The sequence below is a fragment of the Azospirillum sp. B510 genome (genome assembly GCF_000010725.1).
In the GTDB taxonomy this organism is placed as follows: Bacteria; Pseudomonadota; Alphaproteobacteria; order Azospirillales; family Azospirillaceae; genus Azospirillum; species Azospirillum lipoferum_B.
Genome location: NC_013854.1, coordinates 2,356,773 through 2,375,225 on the forward strand (window position 1 = coordinate 2,356,773; position 18,453 = coordinate 2,375,225).

Consider the following 18,453-nt stretch of genomic DNA (forward strand, 5'->3'; position numbering starts at 1 on the left):
GGCAGCCCGACAGTTGCCCGCCCGTCAGCAGGCCACCGTTATGGTCAGCCGATCATTACTGTCCCGTCGGTAGCGGGCCGCTGCTACCATCATCGCAGTCATATCGGCTGCACTGCAAGCCCCGCTCAGGCGATCCTGAGCGGGGCTTTTCAGTTTATGGCGCGGCCGCAAAGCCTCCGGTTGGAAGCTGGCCTCACCACCCCACCCGCTATCTGTCAAGGATGACGGGCGGATTCGGATGCCCGCCGTCACCTCCCCCTGTGGACCGTCGCGATCGCTCAAGCCCTGCGGAAGGCCCGCAGGACGAAGTCGGCCCCCTCCCGCGCCAGCCGGTCCGGTTCCCCGATCGGCTTCTGCTCCGCATATTCCAGATGCGCGATGGTGATGCTCGCGACCATCAGGCGGCCGAGGGTCGGGTCGATATCGACGAACTCGCCGCTGCGGATTCCCTGCGCAATCAGATCCTCCAGCGACCGGTAGAAGGATTTGAGCTTGTCGGCGAGGTCGGCCAGTTCCGGTGACTTCAGCGCGTCGCCGGTGTAGATCGCCGACATGGCGATGGGCATGCGGTGCAGCGTCGACAGATCCCAGACCAGATACTGATGAAGCCGCTCCGACGCGGATCCCTCCTGACGGCAAGCCTTGTCGATCTGGATCGCCGCCTCGTTGAGGCTGAGGGAGAAGATCTCCTCGACGATCGCCTTCTTGCTCGGGAAGTGATGGAAGAGCGAAGGCTGCTTGATGTTCACCGCCTTCGCGATCTCCCGCGTCGTCGTGGCGCGATAGCCGAGCGTCTTGAACAGCCGGGATGCCTGGATCAGGATCTCCTGTCGGGTATCGGCTGCCTCCACGGGGACTCTCCTGCGTTAAGGATCGCCGCCGATCTCCCTCCGCCGGTTGACGGTCAGCTGGAAGACGTCCCGGCGATCATAGTGACCAACCACATCGAGATCGTGTTTAAAGCGAATCGTGTCGGCAAGATCAATGGTCGCCACGACTGTTTCCCCACCGAACACCGGGCCGACAAGATATTCCCCGTCCGGCCCGACGACGCCCGAACCGCCCTGAAGGCCGTCCTGACCGCCAAGCCCGGTGATGAAGGCCTGCCTGAGCGCCTCGGGAACGCGCTCGACCGGCAGGTAGGTCCCAGCGCTGACGACGAAGCACCGCCCCTCGAACGCGTAGGAACGGCAGGCGAGCTGATGGGATGACGGCATGTCCGGCCAGACCGCGACATGGATCTGCTCGTCGTCGGCATGCAGGGCCTGGCGGGCGAGCGGATGCCAGTGCTCCCAACAGACAAGGCCGCCGATGCGTCCCGCCGGCGTCGCCACCGCGCGCAGCCCGGCGCCATCGCCCGGTGCCCAGACGATCCGCTCGGTGTGGGTCGGCAACAGCTTGCGGTGGACGTTGAGGATGCGGCCATCCGGGCCGATGGTGACCAGGCTGTTGAAGATGGTGGCCGATGACGCCCGCGCCCGCTCATTGACGCCCATCACCACGGTGATGCCGGCGTCGCGGGCCGCCTCGCACAAGACCGCCCCTTGCGGGCTGTCGAGAACGAGGCTGGCCTCCACCAGCCTGCCGAACCAGCTCCGCGCCTCGGCGCTGTCCCAGCCCGCCATGCCGAAGACCCAGGAGGGATAACCGCCCAGCCAGGTTTCCGGGAAGACGATCAGGTCGGCGCCATCCTCGGCGGCGTCGCGGATGGCTGTCCGCGCCATGGCGATGCCGGCGGCGAGGTCGAGCAGCGGCGGCGTGTCCTGAACGATGTGCAGTTTTGTCATGGATGCCCTCAGACGGTGACGAAGGAGGAAATGGTGGCGGCGACGAGGCCGAGGGCGAAGCTCGACAGCGCACTGAAATCCAGCCACCAGACGAGGCGCGTGCGGGTCGGCCAGTCCGGCCACCAGGCGAGCGCGCCGGTCGCTAGCGAGGTGTAATAGCCGCTGGCGGCGAGCAGCCAGCCGATCCACGCCGGCAACGCGGCCAGGGAGCCGAGCGCCAGCAGGATGGTGCCGATGACGAGCGCGTCGACATGGCCTTGCCGGAGACGGGAGATCTGCTGAATGGCGAGCCAGCCCTTGGGCTTGTCGAGCGCCACATAGAGCAGCATGCCGGACAGACCGCCGATCGACAGCAGGACGAGTCCCGCCTGTGTCAGAGACGTCATGCTGGGTCCTTGCGGTGTATGCGGGAGACGGCGATCACGGCGAACAGCGCGACGAGGATGAAGATGCCGAGCGGCGCCCAGACCAGGAGTTCGGAAGCTCCGGGCGGGGAGAGTTCGGCCCGCGGCCACGCGATGTTCACGGTCTCGAAGGTGAGCCAGACGAAGGCGACGACATTGAGGGCATCGCCGATCTTGCCGGTGCGGAAGGCGCCGTCGGGCCGCCAGCGGCCGGTGAAGCGGGCGTAGAGCGCCGCCGCGACGACGAGGAAGAAGGTCGCGTAGAGGCCCAGGGTGCCGAAGGAGATCATCGTGCCGATCGCCTTGTCGTCCAGCCCGAGCAGCAGGGCCAGCCCGGCCGCCACCGTCACCAGCGTCATCGCCGCGACGGGAACCTTGCTGGCCCCGCTGACCCCGGCAAGCCGGCGCGAGGCCGGCAGCACCCCGTCCCGCGCCAGCCCGAAGACGATGCGCCCGGTATAGGCCTGCATGGAAACGATGCAGGCGATGAAGGTGGTGACGACGATGGCGTAGAACGGCCGCTCGGACCAGGAGCCGAGGCTGCCGGTCACGACCGCCGTCACCGGGTCGGCGATCCCGCCGGAGACGACGGAGGCGAGATCGGTGCTGGCCAGCGTGATCGCGCCGGCGACCAGCACGACCAGCGCGCCGACCGCCGTCGTCGCGCCGATGATGGCCTTGGGAATGTTGCTGCGGGCGCCGGTCGTCTCCTCGGCCACCGACGCGCTGGCGTCGAAGCCGACAAAGGCCCAGCCGCTGACCGCCAGCGCCGTCAGGAAGGTGGCGAATGTCGGCGCGGTGCCCATCGTGTCGAACAGGATGGTGAAAGGCTGGTTCTTGAAGAACAGGATCAGCACGACGCCGATGCCGAGCGACCCGATGACCTCGGCGGCGATGCCGATATTCACCAGCACCGCGACGACCCGGATGCCGCAGCTGTTGACGATCAGCGCCGCCAGCAGCAGCCCCATGGCGATGAGGGCGCGGTTGATGCCCTGCGGCTCGGCTCCGGTGACCAGCAGGCAGACCCAGGGTGCGGCCAGATAGGCGACGGTCGCCAGGGCCGCAGTGACCGCCAGCGCATAGATGATGCCGGTGACCATGCCGAAGCGTTGCCCGGCCAGCCGGCTGGTCCAGTGGTAAGGGCCGCCGGCGATCGGAAATTCCGAGGCGAGTTCCGAATAGACGAACGCCACGGTGAGCTGGCCAGCCAGCGACAGCAGCAGCATGAGGATCCAGGCCGGACCCGTCAGCTGAATTCCAAGCGAGAAGATGGCGTAAAGCCCGACAACCGGCGCCACGGTGGCGACGCCGATCGAGAAGACGGAAAACAGGCCGATGTCACGCTTGAGTTCCTGATCATAACCCAGTTCCGCCAGTTGTCCGGCGTCACCCTGAGACGGTGTCGACATGCCATGTGCTCCCTGTTTCGCATGTTACCTATCGTTTGATAGGCACGCTAAGTGAGAGTCCGTATGGCTGTCAATTCGCCTCGCGAAGGAATTCGGGAAAGACATCGATGACGGTTGCCTCAAGAATCGGAGGGGCTCCATCTTCGATTTCAAATTCAGGAAGAGCCGCAGGAAAGAGAGGTGCAAACACCAGAGTCTGAACGGGAAACATGCGCCATCAATCCATTCGGCCCGCCATGCGGGTGTCGTGCCGCATGCGTTCGTCAGGCTTGGATGATGCGCAAGGAAGGGTGGCATGCTCCGCCACGACGAGACGCGCCCGCAGCGCACACGCCCCCCGTTCCGCAGCGAAGAGCCCGGAAATGGCCAACGCGTTCACATGATCATGAGCGATCGAAAAAGATCGGAGCCCTTCTTGCCCCGCTCTTCCCTACCCCACCAGCGACTTCGGCAGGGCGATCTGCGGTTCGACCTCGACACGGTTGCGCCCGGCGTTCTTGGCGCGGTAGAGGGCGGCGTCGGCACGGGCCAGCAGCGGCTCGATGCCGGAGTCGCTGGCATTCATCCAGCTCAGTCCCAGGCTGACGGTCACATGCATCTCGCCGCCCTCCTCAAGCCTCACCGGCTTGGCGGCGATCGCCTGACGCAGGCGCTGGGCGGCGGCGAAGGCGTTCACCGGCGGGGTCTCCGGCATCACCACGGCGAACTCCTCGCCGCCCAGGCGGCCGATGATGTCGCAGGACCGCAGGGTCTCCTTGCAGGCGCGCACCGTGCCGCGGATGGCCTCGTCGCCGGTGGCGTGGCCATGGGTGTCATTGACCCGCTTGAAATGGTCGATGTCCAGCATCACCACCGACAAAGGGCGATCATATCGTCGCGAGCGGGTGAACTCTTCAGCCCCCCTTTCAAGAAAGCGGCGGCGGTTCATCGCGCCGGTCAGCGGATCGGTGGTCGCCAGCCTTTCCAGATCGCGCTGCATCGCCACGACGCGCGAAGCCGCCAGCAGACGCGCCGCCGTCCATTTCCAATCCAGCGGCTTGCGCAGGAATTCGTCGGCGCCGGCCTCCACCAGTTCGTGGAACTGATCGGTCATGCTGCCGGGGATCATCAGGATCAGATACAGGTGACGCAGCCCCTGGGCGGTGCGCAGGTGCCAGCACAGCTCCAGCCCCGTCATGTCGGCCAGGCGGATATCCGCCATCACAACGTCGAAATGACCATTCGCCACCGCCTCCATGGCGGCGGCGCCGGTTTCGGCCACGCTGGTCGCATAGCCGAGCCTGGTCAGCTCATACACCATCATCGTCAGATGGTGTGGCGAATCATCGACGATCAGAATCCGCAACTCGGGTGCTCCCGGCGATCACGTCCTGCTTATGCAGCATGAAGCCGGACGTGTGCAAATCTCCTTAACATCATGTCGCCGGCGGATAACGAAATTCCGATGCGCATACATATTCATGCCCGCAACCGGACCGATCGATGCGCCACACGGGATGCGCCGCGGGCCCGGCCTCATGCTTTTGCACATGTTGCCCAGGCGGGTGCCGGATTGCTATGGTGTGGCTAAAATTGTTCGCACGCCAAGCGGACGATCCATACGGGAGGCACGACCATGGACAGCGCGCGCGCGGCCCACATCGACGAACTCGTCCGGGTCTCCGCCGGGGTGCCGTCGGCCCGCGATCCGATCATCGAGAACTCGTGGCGCCGCTGCGTCGCCGATCACAAGCTGGATCCCACCGTCGGGCGCGAGGCGCACATCCTGCCGCAGGAGCGGCTGCGCGAGCATCGCGACGCGATGGACGAGTTCCTGCGCATGGCCCGCTTCGGGCTGGAGGCGCTCTACCGGCAGGTCGCCGGCATGGGCTATGTCCTGCTGCTGACCGACAGCAACGGCGTCACGGTTGATTTCATCGGGGACCCGACCTTCGACAACCACCTGCGCCGGGCCGGCCTGTATCTGGGCTCCGACTGGAACGAGGGGCATGCCGGCACCTGCGCGGTCGGCACCTGCATCGCCACCGCCCAGGCGCTGACCGTGCACCAGACCGACCATTTCGATTCCACCCACATCCCGCTGACCTGCACGGCCGCCCCGGTCTTCGACAGCGGCGGCGAACTGGCCGCCGTGCTGGACATCTCCGCCCTGCGCTCGCCGGAACCGAAGATCAGCCAGTATCTGGCGCTGCAGATGGTGCGCGCCTATGTCCACAAGATCGAGACCGCCAACCTCTACAACAATTTCCGCCGCGACTGGGTGGTGAAGCTGTCCGCCTCGCAGGAGTTCGCGGAGGTCGATCCCGATTTCGTCCTGGCGCTCGACGGCGGCGGGCGGGTGGTCGGCTTCAACCACAAGGCCCATGACCTGCTGGCGGAGGATGGCGTGTCGCCGCTCGGCCGCTCCTTCGCCGAGCTGTTCGACTGCGAGGTCGATGATCTTGTCCATTTCGTCCGCTCGCTGCCGACCGAACAGCGCACGCTGCGCCTGCGGCGCAGCGGCCTGCCCCTGTTCGCCCAGGCGATGCCGCCGCCCGCCGTCTCCCTGCCCCGCAGCCAGGCGCCGGACCGTGGCGGCGACGCCCTTCCCGAACCCCTGCGGGTGGTATCCGGCGGCGATCCGGCGCTGAAGGCGGTGCTGGCGCGGGCGGCCAAGCTGGTCAACACCCGCATGAGCCTGCTGATCCATGGCGAGACCGGCACCGGAAAGGAACATCTGGCCAAGGCCCTGCACCGGGCCAGCATCCGCCGCAACAAGCCCTTCGTCGCCGTCAACTGCGCGGCATTGCCGGAGAACCTGATCGAAAGCGAGCTGTTCGGCTACGAGCCCGGCTCCTTCACCGGAGCGACGGCACGCGGCAAGAAAGGGCTGATCCTGGAGGCCGACGGCGGCACCCTGTTCCTCGACGAGATCGGCGACATGCCGCTGTCATCGCAGACCCGCCTGCTGCGCGTGCTGGCGGAGCGCGAGGTGACGCCGATCGGCCGGACCAAGGCGGTCTCGGTCGATGTCCGCGTCATCGGCGCCACCCACCGCGATCTGGTCGAACTGGTCAAAGCCGGGCGCTTCCGCGACGACTTGTATTTTCGTCTCAACGGCGCGGTGTTCACCGTCCCGCCGCTGCGCCAGCGCGGCGACCTCGACTGGCTGATCGAACGGCTGCTGGCCGAACGGGCCGAGCGCGACGGCGTCGCCTACCGGCTGACCCCGGCGGCGCTGGCGGCGCTGCGCGGTCACAGTTGGCCGGGCAATGTGCGGGAACTGGTGAACGCGCTGGATTACGCCTGCGCGGTCGGCGACGGCGGGCTGATCGACCTCGACGACATTCCGGAGCCGGTCCAGCACAGCGGCCTGTTCCAGGCCTGGCCGGCGGAGGCTCCGGAAAAGCCGGCGGCACGGGATGAGGATCCCGCGGCACGGCTGCGCGAGACGCTGCGGCGGCATCATTGGAACGTGTCGGCGACCGCGCGGGCGCTGGATGTCGACCGCTCGACCATCCACCGTCAGATGCATCGCTTCGGCATCGTGGCGCCGCACCGGGCGGAGTGACGGGGCAATACTTACCCCGCCGCCCCGAACCCACCGCCGCCCGGCGTTTCCACCACCAGGGCGTCACCCGGCCGCATCGCCGTGCGGTCCTGCGCGGCCAACTCCTGGACGCTGCCGTCGCCGCGCTGGACCCAGGTCCGGCCGACCGCCCCATCGGCGCCGCCCTTCAGGCCGAAGGGAGCGATCTTGCGATGGTTGGCGAGGATGGCGGCCGTCATCGGCTCCAGGAAGCGCAGGCGGCGGATCACGCCGTCGCCGCCACGCCAGCGCCCCGCCCCGCCCGAACCGCGGCGGATGCGGAAGCTCTCCACCAGCACCGGGAAGCGCCATTCCAGCACCTCCGGATCGGTCAGGCGCGAGTTGGTCATGTGGGTCTGCACCGCGTCGGTGCCGCTGAAACCATCGCCGGCGCCGGAGCCGCCACAGACCGTCTCGTAATACTGGTGACGCTCGTTGCCGAAGGTGGTGTTGTTCATCGTCCCCTGGGCCGACGCCATCACGCCCAGCGCGCCGAACAGCGCATCGACGATGCACTGGCTGGTCTCGACATTGCCGGCGACCACCGCGGCCGGCGGATTGGGCGCCAGCATGGACCCCGGCGGGATGACGATCTCGATCGGGCGCAGGCAGCCCTCGTTCATCGGGATCTCGTCATCCACCAGACAGCGGAAGACATAAAGCACCGCCGCCCGGCAGACCGCCGAGGGGGCGTTGAAGTTGTTGGCCAGTTGCGAGCTGGTGCCGGAGAAATCGACGATCGCCGAGCGCGCGCCCGCATCGATCGTCACCCGCAGCTTGATGACCGCGCCATTGTCGAGCGTCACCGCGAAATCCCCATCGCGCAGGACACCGATGGCGCGGCGGACCTGCTCCTCGGCATTGTCCTGGACATGGCGCATGTAGGCGGTGACGGTCGGCAGACCATGCAGACGGACGACACGGTGCAGTTCGCGGCCGCCCTGCTCGTTGGCCGCGATCTGCGCCTTGAGGTCGCCGATATTCTGCGCCGGGTTGCGGGCCGGCTGCGGGCCGGAGCGCAGAAGCTCCAGCACGGCCTCCTCGCGGAACCGGCCGTTCTCGACCAACGGCACGCAATCCAGCAGCACGCCCTCGTCGGCGATCGTCCGGCTGTCCGGCGGCATGGAACCGGGGGTGATGCCGCCGACATCGGCATGGTGCCCGCGCGAGGCGACGAAGAACAGAAGCTCCCTGCCCGCCTCGTCGAATACCGGGGAGACGACGGTGATGTCGGGCAGATGGGTACCGCCATGATAGGGGTCGTTCAGCGCGAAGCACTCGCCGGCGGTGAATGCGCCGCCGCGACGCTGGATGACCGCCCGCACGCTCTCGCCCATCGAGCCCAGATGCACCGGCATGTGCGGCGCGTTGGCGATCAGCCCGCCGTCGCGGTCGAACAGGGCGCAGGAGAAATCCAGCCGCTCCTTGATGTTCACCGAGCGGGCGGTCTTCTCCAGCGTCACGCCCATCCGCTCGGCGATGGACATGAACAGGTTGTTGAAGACCTCCAGCATCACCGGATCGACCTTCACCCCGCCCTTGATGCCGGCGGCCTGACGCTGGGCCGCCGGTTCCAGCCGGGTCAGCACCAGATGGTTCTTGCGGGTGACCTCCGCCATCCAGCCGGGCTCGATCACGGTGGTGGAGACCGCCTCGGCCAGGATCGCCGGACCGACGACGCGGTTGCCGGGCTGAAGCTGGCGGCGATCATAGAGCGGCGCCTCCCGGCGCTGGCCGCCGCTATGGACGGCGACGGTGGCGAGCCGGCGCGGCAGCACCGCGCTGGTGGCGGGAAGCTCCGGATCCTCCAGCACGTCGGTCAGGCCGACCGCCTCCAGCGTCACCGACTCCACCTCCAGCGCCGTGCCGGGGGTGAGGAAGCCGTAGCGCAGGCGGTGCGCCTCCTCGAACGCCTTGGCCATGGCGATCCTGGAGCCGAAGGCGACGGTCAGCGTGGTGTCCGACCCGGCGGCCTTCAGATGGACGCGGCGGTTGATCGCCTGCCGGCCGGCGTCCACCCCCTGGCGGGTCAGTTCCGCCCGCCCCTCGGTCTCCAGGTCGGTGAACAGCATGGTCAGCCGGTCGACGACGGCGTCGCTCAACGGCCCCTCGACCGCGCGTTCCCGGATGGCGACGGTGTCGGCCAGCCCGATGCCGTAGGCCGACAGCACGCCGGCCTGGGGATGGAGGAACACCCGCGTCATGCCGAGAGCGTCGGCGACGGCGCAGACATGCTGCCCCGCCGCCCCGCCGAAGCCGTTCAGCGTATAGCCGGTGACGTCATAGCCGCGCTCGACGGAGATCTTCTTGATGGCGTTGGCCATGTTGTCGACGGCGATGCGCAGGAAACCCTCGGCGACCTCCTGCGGGGTCATCGCCGTGCCGAGCTTGGCATTGACGGTGGCGGCCAATTCGGTGAAGCGGGCCTTCACCACCTCGGCGTCCAGCGGCTGGTCGCCGTTCGGACCGAAGACCTGCGGGAAGAAGCGCGGCTGGATCTTGCCGACCATCACGTTGCAGTCGGTGACGGTCAGCGGCCCGCCTCGGCGGTAGCAGGCGGGTCCCGGATTGGCCCCGGCGCTGTCCGGCCCGACGCGGAAGCGGGTGCCGTCGAAAACGCAGAGCGACCCGCCACCGGCCGCCACCGTGTGGATGTGCATCATCGGCGCGCGCACCCGCACCCCGGCGACCACCGCGTCGAAGGCCCGCTCATACTCGCCGGCATAATGCGACACGTCGGTCGAGGTGCCGCCCATGTCGAAGCCGATGACCCGGTCGAAACCGGCCATGCCGGCGGTGCGCACCGCCCCGACCACGCCGCCGGCCGGACCCGACAGGATGGCGTCCTTGCCCTGGAAGCGGCGGGCGTCGGTCAGGCCGCCGTTGGACTGCATGAACATCAGCGGCACCGGCGCGCCGTCGACGCTGAGATCGCCGGCGACCCGGTCGACATAGCGGCGCAGCACCGGCGAGAGATAGGCGTCGGCGACGGTGGTGTCGCCGCGCCCGACCAGCTTCATCAGCGGGCTGACCAGATGGCTGACCGAGACCTGGGTAAAGCCGACGGCGCGGGCGAGCGAGGCGACCTGCCGTTCATGTTCGGGATAGCGGTAGCCATGCATCAGCACGATGGCGGCGGCGCGGAAGCCCTGGCGATAGGCCTCCTCCAGCCCGCGGCGGACGGCATGCAGATCGACCGGCTTCAGCACCCGGCCATCGGCCATCACCCGTTCCGGAGCCTCGACCACATGGGAATAGAGCTGGTCGGGCAACTGGATGTGGCGGGCGAAGATCTTCGGACGGGCCTGATGGCCGATGCGCAGCTGGTCGCCCAGCCCTTCGGTGATCACGAGGACGGTCGGCTCGCCCTTGCGTTCCAGCAGGGCGTTGGTGGCGACGGTGGTGCCCATCTTGACCACCTCCACCGTGTCCGGTGGAATCGGCTGGCCGGGCTTCAGCCCCAGAAGCTCGCGGATGCCTTGGACCGCGGCGTCGGCGTAGCGCTCCGGATTCTCCGACAACAGCTTGTGGGTCACGACCGCCCCGTCGGGCCGGCGGCCGACGATGTCGGTGAAGGTGCCGCCGCGATCCACCCAGAATTGCCACCGGGCCGGCTTGGGTTTTCCCGCCCCGACCACCGCCGCGCTCTCCGTCTCACCCATCGTCGCACCCGCCGAATTCCAGGCGCGGCAACCGCGCCGCGCGTAATCCGGAGTTTCGCGATCCAGCGACGGATTTCAACCGCCAGCATGCCTCGCGCCCGACAAGACGGTCATGGCATCGCCGGCCGCGGCGGAAAGAACACAGGATCACCAAAGACGGATTCGGCGCCTCCCCCTCTCGGCCGCCCTTTCGACAGCCCTCAGGCGGCCAGCCGCTGTCGCGGCGGGGTCGACAAGCGGGGCGCGACGGTGTTGCCGGACAGGATGCTGTTGAAGGCGCCGCTTCCCTCCTCCAACGCCTCCAGCGCGATGGAGAACTGGTCGGGTGGCGGCAATTCGAACAGCGCGATGGTCTCGTCACCCTCCGGCGCCAGCCGGCCGCCATAGCGGCGGGCGAGCGCGCGCATGCGGATATTCTCCGACAGACAGATCATGTGGATATGGCGGATGCCGCGGTTGCGGGCGACGATCAGGATGCGGCGGACCAGCGTGCTGCCAACCCCCTTTCCCTGCATCCCCGATTCGATGCTGATGCCGAACTCGGCCTGTTCCGGCCAGAGGGCGCGGTCGCCGCACAGCTCCACGGCACCGCGCAGCGCTCCGTCCTCGAAAGCGCCCAGGATGACCGTGCGCCCCCAATCGATGGCCGCGCAATGCCGCTCCACCGCCTCGTCCGACAGGGTGCCGGCGAAACGGGCATGGCGGTCCGCACGGTCGAGGCGGAGAAGATGCGCCCGATACAGGGGCAGCTCGGTCGGCATGATCTTGCGGATGACAGGCATGGCTCTGCTCGCGGTTCCCGATTTCCGAAAACGCATTTGCGCAGAACGTTTTTCCCCAGGCCCCGGTCCCGCGCTGACGGATCCCGGCCTTATCGAAACCGGCGCTCTCTCCGGCGCCCTTTGTTGCATTGCAACATGACGCAACGGGCAGGTTCCGCCAAGCGCTTATTAGAACTTCGCGATACGAACAATACCGATCCGTTGCAAGAAAGCCACAGTTGGCCGCTTTCTCATCGGCCGCTATGCTGCCCGAGGCTGGGGGGCCGGACAAAAGGGCGAAGCATGAGCATTTGGGGCAAGATCCTGGGCGGCGCGGCCGGCCTGTTCACCGGCGGGCCGCTGGGGGCGCTCCTGGGCGGGCTGGCCGGCCATGCGGTGGATTTGTGGTCGCCCTGCGGCGCCGGGACATGCGGCACCGACGGCCAGCCGCGCCGGGGCATGAGCGACGAGGAGGCGGAGGCGGCCAAGCAGACCGTCGCCTTCACCATCGGCGTGATCGCGCTGGCCGCCAAGATGGCGCGGGCCGACGGGGTGGTGAAGCGGGTGGAGGTCGATACCTTCAAGCGCCTGTTCCGCGTGCCGCCGGACGAGTTGGACAATGTCGGCCGCGTCTTCGACCTCGCCCGCCGCGACACGCGCGGATTCGAGGATTACGCCCGCCAGATCGCCAAGCTGTTCGAGGACAGGCACGCGGTGCTGGAGGAGCTGCTCGACAGCCTGCTGATGATCGCCGAGGCCGATGACGAGCTGCACGAGACGGAGGTCGAGTATCTGCGCGCCGTCGCCGTGATCTTCGGCTTCGACGAGACCGATTTCCGCCGCATCGTCGCCGGCCATCATCTGGCCGGCAGCCCGACGGAGACCGATCCCTATGCCGTGCTCGGCGTGCCTCGTCATGCCGGCGACGACGTGGTCAAGACAGCCCACCGGGCCCTGGTGCGCGAACACCATCCAGATCGGCTGATCGCCCAGGGCATGCCGCAGGAATTCATCGACCTGGCGACCCAGAAGCTCGCGCTTATCAATGCCGCCTACGATCGTATTCGCCGGGAACGGGAATCCACGGCCGCTTTGTCCTGATTGTCGCGATCCGCCACATCCGCTGATGATTTGAAATTGCTTTCCTTTGTCCTTTATCGCGTTTTCTGACATATCGTCTCCAAACGGGACGGGCGAGCGGTCGCCCGCAGGTTTCGGGACGATATGACGATGCGACGCACGATCATCCGGACGGTCTTCGCCGCAGCACTGGGAATGACGGCGGCGGGTTGCGGCGCCCAAGCCCAGACAGCGACGGCATCCGCCGGCGCGCCGGTGGTTTTGGGCCAGCCGCTGACACTGAACCTGGGAGTGCCGGCGGGCACCGACTGCGCCACCCTGGCGACGGCGCTGAACGCGCAGGGGCTCGTTCTGGTGGCCAACGGCCAGACGATTCCGGGGCCCCGTGCCAGCTTTGGCTGTTCCGCCAAGGGCGAGCTGACGGGCACCGTCTCTACCTCCATCGCCGGCAACGGCGATGACGCCGCCCAACGGCGGACGGCCTGGCAGGCCGCCTTCAACGGCTTCTTCAGCCTCGCCGGCTTCAAGACCCTGCCCGTCGCCTTCGGCCCGGCCACCGGCGGCATCGCCACCGCGCCGCAGATGGTCGCCATCCAGGGTGCCAGCGACCGCGACCTGAAGCTGGCCGCCCTCTGGTTCGCGCTGGTGGCTGCGCTGTTCCTGTTCGCCTTCTTCCGCCATTTCGGCCGCACCGACGCCATCACCCCCATCGCCGGCGTGCCGATGCCGCCCGGTTACCGGGCGCCCTACAGCCTCGCCCGGTTCCAGCTGCTGTGGTGGAGCGGGATCGTCACCGCCTCCTACGTCGCCATCCTGACCATCACCGGATCGATGGACACCATCACCACCGGGACGATGACGCTGATGGGAATCGTCGGCGGCACCTCGGTGCTGGCCGCCTTCCAGGATCGCCGGCCGGGCGACGACGACAGCCGGCGCCGGCAGCACGCCGCCGCCTATGTCGCCGCCGCGGGGGCGAGCCCGCCCGACCGGACGATGATGGACGCCAGCCTGGCCGAGGTCTATCCGCCCTCGCAAGGGCTGCTGCCCGACCTGCTGAGCGATGCCGGCGGCTACAACATCCATCGTCTGCAACTGCTGGCCTGGACCGGCGTTCTGGGCATCACCTTCCTCTACGAGGTCACCCGCACGCTGGGCATGCCGGAGCTGTCGGCCAACCTGCTGGCCCTGACCGGCATCAGCAACGGCACCTATTTCGGCTTCAAGATGCAGGAACAGCAGGTGGCGACGCCGACCGGCATCACGCAACCGGCCGGCTGAGGCGGGAAGCGCTTCCGCCCGGCGCAACCCGCCCAACCGTTTTTCCCGGTCGCGGCGGAGGGGGATGGCGCGCTATAACCCATCCCCTTCCCTTGATTTTCCGGCGCACGAACGGTCCATGGCTCCTCCCGCACCCATCACGGCGCTCCAGGGCGTCTCCGTCACCTTCGGCGGCCGTCCGCTGTTCGACGGCATCGACCTGTCCATCGGCCGCGGCGACCGCGCCTGTCTGGTCGGGCGCAACGGGTCGGGCAAGTCGACGCTGATGAAGGTGCTGGCCGGGATGATCCATCCCGACGGCGGCACCGTCTTCGTCCAGCCCGGCGCCCGCATCGCCTATCTGCCGCAGGAGCCGGACTTCACCGGCTGCGCCACCGTCCATGACTATGTCGTGCAGGGCCTGCCCGCCGACGAGCAGGACGAGGCGCACCGGGTCGATGCGGTGCTGGACCGGTTGCAGGTGGACGGCGGTCTCGACCCCCGCAGCCTGTCGGGCGGCGAGTCGCGCCGCACGGCGCTGGCCCGCACGCTGGTCGGCAACCCCGACGTCATGCTGCTGGACGAGCCGACCAACCATCTCGACCTTCCCACCATCGAGTGGCTGGAGGAGGAGCTGCTGTCCTTCCGCGGCGGGCTGCTGCTGATCAGCCACGACCGCGCCTTCCTGAACCGGCTGGCCAAGCGGACGCTGTGGCTCGACCGCGGCACGGTGCGCGCCACCGACCGCGGCTTCGCCGAGTTCGAGAGCTGGCAGGCCGAGGTGTTCGAGGCGGAGGACGCCGCGGCCCACAAGCTGGACCGCAAGATCGAAAGCGAGATGAAGTGGCTGCGCGAGGGCATCTCCGCCCGCCGCACCCGCAACATGGGCCGTGTGCGCAACCTGCTCGACCTGCGCGCCGGGCGCGCCGAGCAGATCAAGGGCGGCCAGCAGGCCAAGCTCGCCATCGCCGAGGCCGAGCGCGGCGGCCGGCTGGTGATCGAGGCGACCGGCATCGCCAAGGGCTTCGACACGCCCGAGGGCCGCAAGACCATCGTGAAGAACTTCTCCACCCGCATCCTGCGCGGCGACCGGGTCGGGCTGATCGGGCCGAACGGCGCCGGCAAATCCACCCTGCTGAAGATGCTGACCGGTCAGCTGGCGCCCGACGAGGGCACGGTGAAGCTGGGCACCAGCCTCGACACCGCCTATTTCGACCAGCGGCGCGAGGGGCTGGACCCGGAGGACACCATCCGCAAGGTGCTGTGTCCCTTCGGCGGCGACGCGGTGGTCGTCAATGGCGTGTCGCGCCATGTCGCCGGCTATATGAAGGACTTCCTGTTCGACACCCGGCAGCTGGACAGCCCGGTCAAGGCGCTGTCGGGCGGCGAGCGCAACCGGCTGCTGCTGGCCCGGCTGTTCGCCAAGCCCAGCAACCTGATGATCCTCGACGAGCCGACCAACGACCTCGACATGGACACGCTGGATCTGCTGGAGGATGTGCTCGGCGATTATCAGGGCACGCTGCTGCTGGTCAGCCACGACCGCGACTTCCTCGACCGGCTGGTGACCGGCACCATCGCGCTGGAGGGCGACGGCACCGCCACCGAATATGCCGGCGGCTATTCCGACTATCTGGTGCAGCGCCCGGCCAGGACGGCGCCCGCCCCGGTCGCCGCCAAGCCGAAACCGGCGGCGGGCGCGCCCGCCGCCGCCAAGCCGCGCGGCAAGCTGAGCTACAAGGACCAGCGCGAGCTGGACGAGCTGCCGGCGCGCATGGACACGCTGAGCGCGGAGATCGCCAAGCTGGAAAAGCTCCTGGCCGACCCCGACCTGTTCACCCGCGATGCCGCCAAATTCCAGAAGACCAGCGAGCAGCTGCATGCCAGGCAGGCGGCGCTCGCGACGGCGGAGGAGCGCTGGCTGGAGCTGGAGGCGATGCGCGAGGAGCTGGAGGGCGGACGGACATGAGCGTCGCCCACACGCTCCAGGCGCTGGTGGTGATGGCGCTGTGGGGGCTGAATTTCGTCGTGGCGAAATGGGCGCTGGCCGAATTCCCGCCGCTGTTCGTCATGTTCCTGCGCTTCGCCCTGGTGGCGGTGCTGATCATCCCATTCTTCCGCGTGCCGCGTGACAAGCTGTGGAAGATCGCGCTCTTGTCGGTGACACTGGGCAGCATCCATTTCCCGATCATGTTCACCGGGCTGAAGGGGATCGACGCCGCCACCGCGTCGCTGGCGGCCCAGGCCCAGGTGCCCTTCTCCTCCCTGCTGGCGGCGGTGGTGTTCAAGGACAAGCTGGGATGGCGGCGCGCCGTCGGCATGGCCGCCGCCTTCGCCGGGGTGGCGGTGATCGCCGGCGAGCCGCGGCTCGGCGACCAGATGGCCTCGCTGCTGATGATCCTGGGAGCCAGCCTCGCCTTCGCGGTGGCGAGCGTGCAGATGAAGCTGCTCGGCTCGGTGAACGGCTTCGCCGTCAATGGCTGGATGGCGCTGTTCGCCATGCCGCAGCTGCTGGGGTTGTCGCTGCTGCTGGAGCATGGGCAGATGGAGGCGCTCGCCAACTCCAGCTGGGTCGGCTGGGCGTCCATCCTCTATATGGCGGTCGGCGTCACCATCGTCGCCTATGGGCTGTGGTATCCGCTGATCGGGCGCTATGATGTCAACCAGACCATGCCCTATCTGCTGACCGTCCCGGTCTTCGGCGTCGCCAGCGGCGCGCTGCTGATGGGCGATCCGCTGACGATCAACCTCGCCGTCGGCGGGCTGTTGACCATCGGCGGCGTCGCGGTGATCGTGAAGCGGCGCCCGCGCACCGTCAGCGAGACCGTCACCAACCCGACCTGATGCCGAGATGAGCCGCTTCCGCCGGATCGACCTTCCCTCCCCCAACCACGGCCCGCGGGCCGACGGCGCGCGGGTGGAACTGCTGATCCTGCACTATACCGGCATGCCCACCGCCGCCCACGCGCTGGAGCGGCTGTGCGATCCGGCGGCCCAGGTCAGCGCCCATTACACGGTGGACGAGGACGGCACCATCTACGCCCATGTCCCGGAGGATCGCCGCGCCTGGCATGCCGGCCGGGCGAGCTGGCGTGGGCTGGAGGATGTCAACAGCCGCTCCATCGGCGTCGAGATCGTCAATCCCGGCCATGAGTTCGGCTACCGCCCCTTCCCATCCGTTCAGATGGCGGCGGTGGCGGAACTGTGCCGGGGGATCCTGGACCGTCATGCCATCGCACCCGCCGACGTGCTCGGCCACAGCGACGTGGCGCCGGCCCGCAAGGAGGATCCGGGCGAACTGTTCGACTGGTCCGGCCTGGCCGCCCAGGGGATCGGGCTGTGGCCCACGCCGTCCCATGAGGATGACGGCCCCGTCACCGGGGCGGAGGTCGCCGCCCTGCTGGGACGCTATGGGTACGACCCGGCCGAGCCGCGGGCGCTGCTGGCCTTCCAACGCCATTTCCATCCCGGCGGCCTGACCGGCAGCCCCGACGCGGAGACGGTGCGGCGGCTGCGCGCGCTGCTGCGGCAGACCGGGCACTGATCGACCTTGCTGATCGATCCTCTCAATTGCGGCATGTCCTGATTTGGGATTTGCCCCCGCGGCCGCTTGTCTATATGAACGACCGCGCCAGATGGCCGGATGGCCGCCTTCGGTTTCGGCCGGGGGAGGAAAGTCCGGGCTCCACGGAAACACGGTGCCGGCTAACGGCCGGCGGGGGCGACCCTAGGGACAGTGCCACAGAAAGCAAACCGCCGGCGTTTCGACGCAGGTAAGGGTGAAAGGGTGCGGTAAGAGCGCACCGCGGACCCGGCAACGGGGACGGCACGGTAAACCCCACCGGGAGCAAGACCGAATAGGAGCGGCCCGACCACCATCCCCGCAACGGGATGGGCGTGGGTCAAGCGCGTTTCCGCGCCGCCGCTCGGGTTGGTCGCGCGAGGCGTCCGGGCAACCGGCGTCCCAGACGAATGGCCATCGCCCGCCCTTCGGGGCGGGATACAGAACCCGGCTTACAGGCCATCTGGCGCTTTTCCCCTCTCCTTTGCCCATCTCATCCCAGATCGGTGGTCCGGTCGGGGCGCATGATCCCATGCCGCCCCATGGCGGCACTCCTTCGCGTCCGCTCCGCCCGATCGGATGGTCCATCCTGGGACAGCATGGGCGACCTTTCGTCTCACCCCACGGGCCGAACGCCACGATCCTCCGTCCATCGTCCGCGATCCGCCCGCGATCCCAGGGGCTTTTCCCGGCCCATCCCCAGCTTCTCCACGCTCCCATCCACATTTTCCCCAGACTAATCCACAGCCGGTGGATAACTGTGGGGCGCTTTCCCATGCCGTCCCATGCCGGACCGGCCTTTCCCACCCAAGGTTCTATGCCCTACGGAGGGATCGATTCGGCTCATAAACAAACCATGCATCCGCAACATTTTCTTAAAATTTCCGAACATACGCAGAACGCGTGTGGATAACTTTATCCACACCGACGGAGTCCAGCATAATACTGCGATGATTC

General features: G+C 68.0%; 14 protein-coding genes and 1 other RNA gene. 7 read left to right on the plus strand and 8 right to left on the minus strand.

All coding sequences use genetic code 11. The features are described 5' to 3' along the window. Positions 1 to 278 precede the first annotated feature (278 nt). The 6 genes from AZL_RS33400 to AZL_RS10995 form a co-directional block, all read right to left on the minus strand. On the minus strand, positions 279 to 851 hold the full coding sequence (locus tag AZL_RS33400; RefSeq protein ID WP_012974624.1) for a TetR/AcrR family transcriptional regulator: 573 nt from the start codon (positions 849 to 851) through the stop codon (positions 279 to 281). Positions 852 to 866: 15 nt separating this feature from the next. Then, on the minus strand, positions 867 to 1,787 hold the full coding sequence (locus AZL_RS10980) for a carbon-nitrogen hydrolase family protein (RefSeq protein ID WP_012974625.1): 921 nt from the start codon (positions 1,785 to 1,787) through the stop codon (positions 867 to 869). 8 nt (positions 1,788 to 1,795) lie between these two features. Then, positions 1,796 to 2,173 (minus strand): hypothetical protein, encoded by a 378-nt coding sequence (locus tag AZL_RS10985; protein ID WP_012974626.1) that lies wholly within the window; start codon positions 2,171 to 2,173, stop codon positions 1,796 to 1,798. Then, on the minus strand, positions 2,170 to 3,603 hold the full coding sequence (locus AZL_RS10990) for an APC family permease (protein WP_012974627.1): 1,434 nt from the start codon (positions 3,601 to 3,603) through the stop codon (positions 2,170 to 2,172). Before AZL_RS10990 ends, AZL_RS10985 begins: the two co-directional genes overlap by 4 nt. 70 nt (positions 3,604 to 3,673) lie before the next feature. Continuing rightward, positions 3,674 to 3,814, minus strand: coding sequence for a hypothetical protein (locus tag AZL_RS36305; protein ID WP_158305974.1), 141 nt, complete (start codon positions 3,812 to 3,814; stop codon positions 3,674 to 3,676). 219 nt (positions 3,815 to 4,033) lie between these two features. Next, on the minus strand, positions 4,034 to 4,948 hold the full coding sequence (locus AZL_RS10995; RefSeq protein WP_042442983.1) for a GGDEF domain-containing protein: 915 nt from the start codon (positions 4,946 to 4,948) through the stop codon (positions 4,034 to 4,036). A 270-nt stretch (positions 4,949 to 5,218) separates the two neighbouring features. On the opposite strand from AZL_RS10995, the gene AZL_RS11000 reads away from it, so the two are divergent. Beyond that, positions 5,219 to 7,153: a sigma-54-dependent Fis family transcriptional regulator gene (locus tag AZL_RS11000; RefSeq protein ID WP_012974629.1), complete on the plus strand. Its 1,935-nt coding sequence runs from the start codon at positions 5,219 to 5,221 to the stop codon at positions 7,151 to 7,153. An 11-nt stretch (positions 7,154 to 7,164) separates the two neighbouring features. Here the strand turns inward: AZL_RS11000 and AZL_RS11005 are convergent, their stop codons facing one another. Together AZL_RS11005 and AZL_RS11010 are read right to left on the minus strand one after the other, a co-directional pair. Further along, positions 7,165 to 10,833 (minus strand): hydantoinase B/oxoprolinase family protein, encoded by a 3,669-nt coding sequence (locus tag AZL_RS11005; RefSeq protein WP_012974630.1) that lies wholly within the window; start codon positions 10,831 to 10,833, stop codon positions 7,165 to 7,167. Between the two features lie 200 nt (positions 10,834 to 11,033). Next, positions 11,034 to 11,615, minus strand: a complete 582-nt coding sequence (locus tag AZL_RS11010; RefSeq protein WP_042442985.1) for a GNAT family N-acetyltransferase — start codon at positions 11,613 to 11,615, stop codon at positions 11,034 to 11,036. Positions 11,616 to 11,897: 282 nt separating this feature from the next. Here AZL_RS11010 and AZL_RS11015 point away from each other — a divergent pair, with 282 nt between their 5' ends. The 6 genes from AZL_RS11015 (at position 11,898) to rnpB (ending at position 17,967) form a co-directional block, all read left to right on the plus strand. Further along, positions 11,898 to 12,695, plus strand: a complete 798-nt coding sequence (locus AZL_RS11015; RefSeq protein ID WP_012974632.1) for a TerB family tellurite resistance protein — start codon at positions 11,898 to 11,900, stop codon at positions 12,693 to 12,695. Between the two features lie 129 nt (positions 12,696 to 12,824). Continuing rightward, positions 12,825 to 13,955 (plus strand): hypothetical protein, encoded by a 1,131-nt coding sequence (locus AZL_RS11020; protein WP_148219290.1) that lies wholly within the window; start codon positions 12,825 to 12,827, stop codon positions 13,953 to 13,955. A 118-nt stretch (positions 13,956 to 14,073) separates the two neighbouring features. Then, positions 14,074 to 15,903 carry an ATP-binding cassette domain-containing protein gene (locus AZL_RS11025; RefSeq protein WP_012974634.1) on the plus strand — a complete coding sequence of 610 codons (1,830 nt, stop codon included), beginning with the start codon at positions 14,074 to 14,076 and terminating at the stop codon, positions 15,901 to 15,903. Continuing rightward, positions 15,900 to 16,778, plus strand: a complete 879-nt coding sequence (locus tag AZL_RS11030) for a DMT family transporter (RefSeq protein ID WP_012974635.1) — start codon at positions 15,900 to 15,902, stop codon at positions 16,776 to 16,778. The genes AZL_RS11025 and AZL_RS11030 overlap by 4 nt, the downstream gene beginning before the upstream one ends. Before the next feature lie 7 nt (positions 16,779 to 16,785). Then, positions 16,786 to 17,478, plus strand: a complete 693-nt coding sequence (locus AZL_RS11035) for an N-acetylmuramoyl-L-alanine amidase (RefSeq protein WP_012974636.1) — start codon at positions 16,786 to 16,788, stop codon at positions 17,476 to 17,478. A gap of 87 nt (positions 17,479 to 17,565) precedes the next feature. Then, positions 17,566 to 17,967: RNase P RNA component class A (rnpB, locus tag AZL_RS33475), an RNA gene on the plus strand. The last annotated feature ends 486 nt before the right edge of the window (positions 17,968 to 18,453 follow it).

What these genes read in the sequence shown, in the direction of transcription:
- AZL_RS10980 (WP_012974625.1), bottom strand. Translation starts at nt 1,787, where the DNA reads ATGACAAAACTGCACATCGTTCAGGACACGCCGCCGCTGCTCGACCTC.
- AZL_RS10985 (WP_012974626.1), bottom strand. Translation starts at nt 2,173, where the DNA reads ATGACGTCTCTGACACAGGCGGGACTCGTCCTGCTGTCGATCGGCGGT.
- AZL_RS10990 (WP_012974627.1), bottom strand. Translation starts at nt 3,603, where the DNA reads ATGTCGACACCGTCTCAGGGTGACGCCGGACAACTGGCGGAACTGGGT.
- AZL_RS36305 (WP_158305974.1), bottom strand. Translation starts at nt 3,814, where the DNA reads ATGTTTCCCGTTCAGACTCTGGTGTTTGCACCTCTCTTTCCTGCGGCT.
- AZL_RS11000 (WP_012974629.1), top strand. Translation starts at nt 5,219, where the DNA reads ATGGACAGCGCGCGCGCGGCCCACATCGACGAACTCGTCCGGGTCTCC.
- AZL_RS11005 (WP_012974630.1), bottom strand. Translation starts at nt 10,833, where the DNA reads ATGGGTGAGACGGAGAGCGCGGCGGTGGTCGGGGCGGGAAAACCCAAG.
- AZL_RS11010 (WP_042442985.1), bottom strand. Translation starts at nt 11,615, where the DNA reads ATGCCTGTCATCCGCAAGATCATGCCGACCGAGCTGCCCCTGTATCGG.
- AZL_RS11015 (WP_012974632.1), top strand. Translation starts at nt 11,898, where the DNA reads ATGAGCATTTGGGGCAAGATCCTGGGCGGCGCGGCCGGCCTGTTCACC.
- AZL_RS11020 (WP_148219290.1), top strand. Translation starts at nt 12,825, where the DNA reads ATGCGACGCACGATCATCCGGACGGTCTTCGCCGCAGCACTGGGAATG.
- AZL_RS11025 (WP_012974634.1), top strand. Translation starts at nt 14,074, where the DNA reads ATGGCTCCTCCCGCACCCATCACGGCGCTCCAGGGCGTCTCCGTCACC.
- AZL_RS11030 (WP_012974635.1), top strand. Translation starts at nt 15,900, where the DNA reads ATGAGCGTCGCCCACACGCTCCAGGCGCTGGTGGTGATGGCGCTGTGG.
- AZL_RS11035 (WP_012974636.1), top strand. Translation starts at nt 16,786, where the DNA reads ATGAGCCGCTTCCGCCGGATCGACCTTCCCTCCCCCAACCACGGCCCG.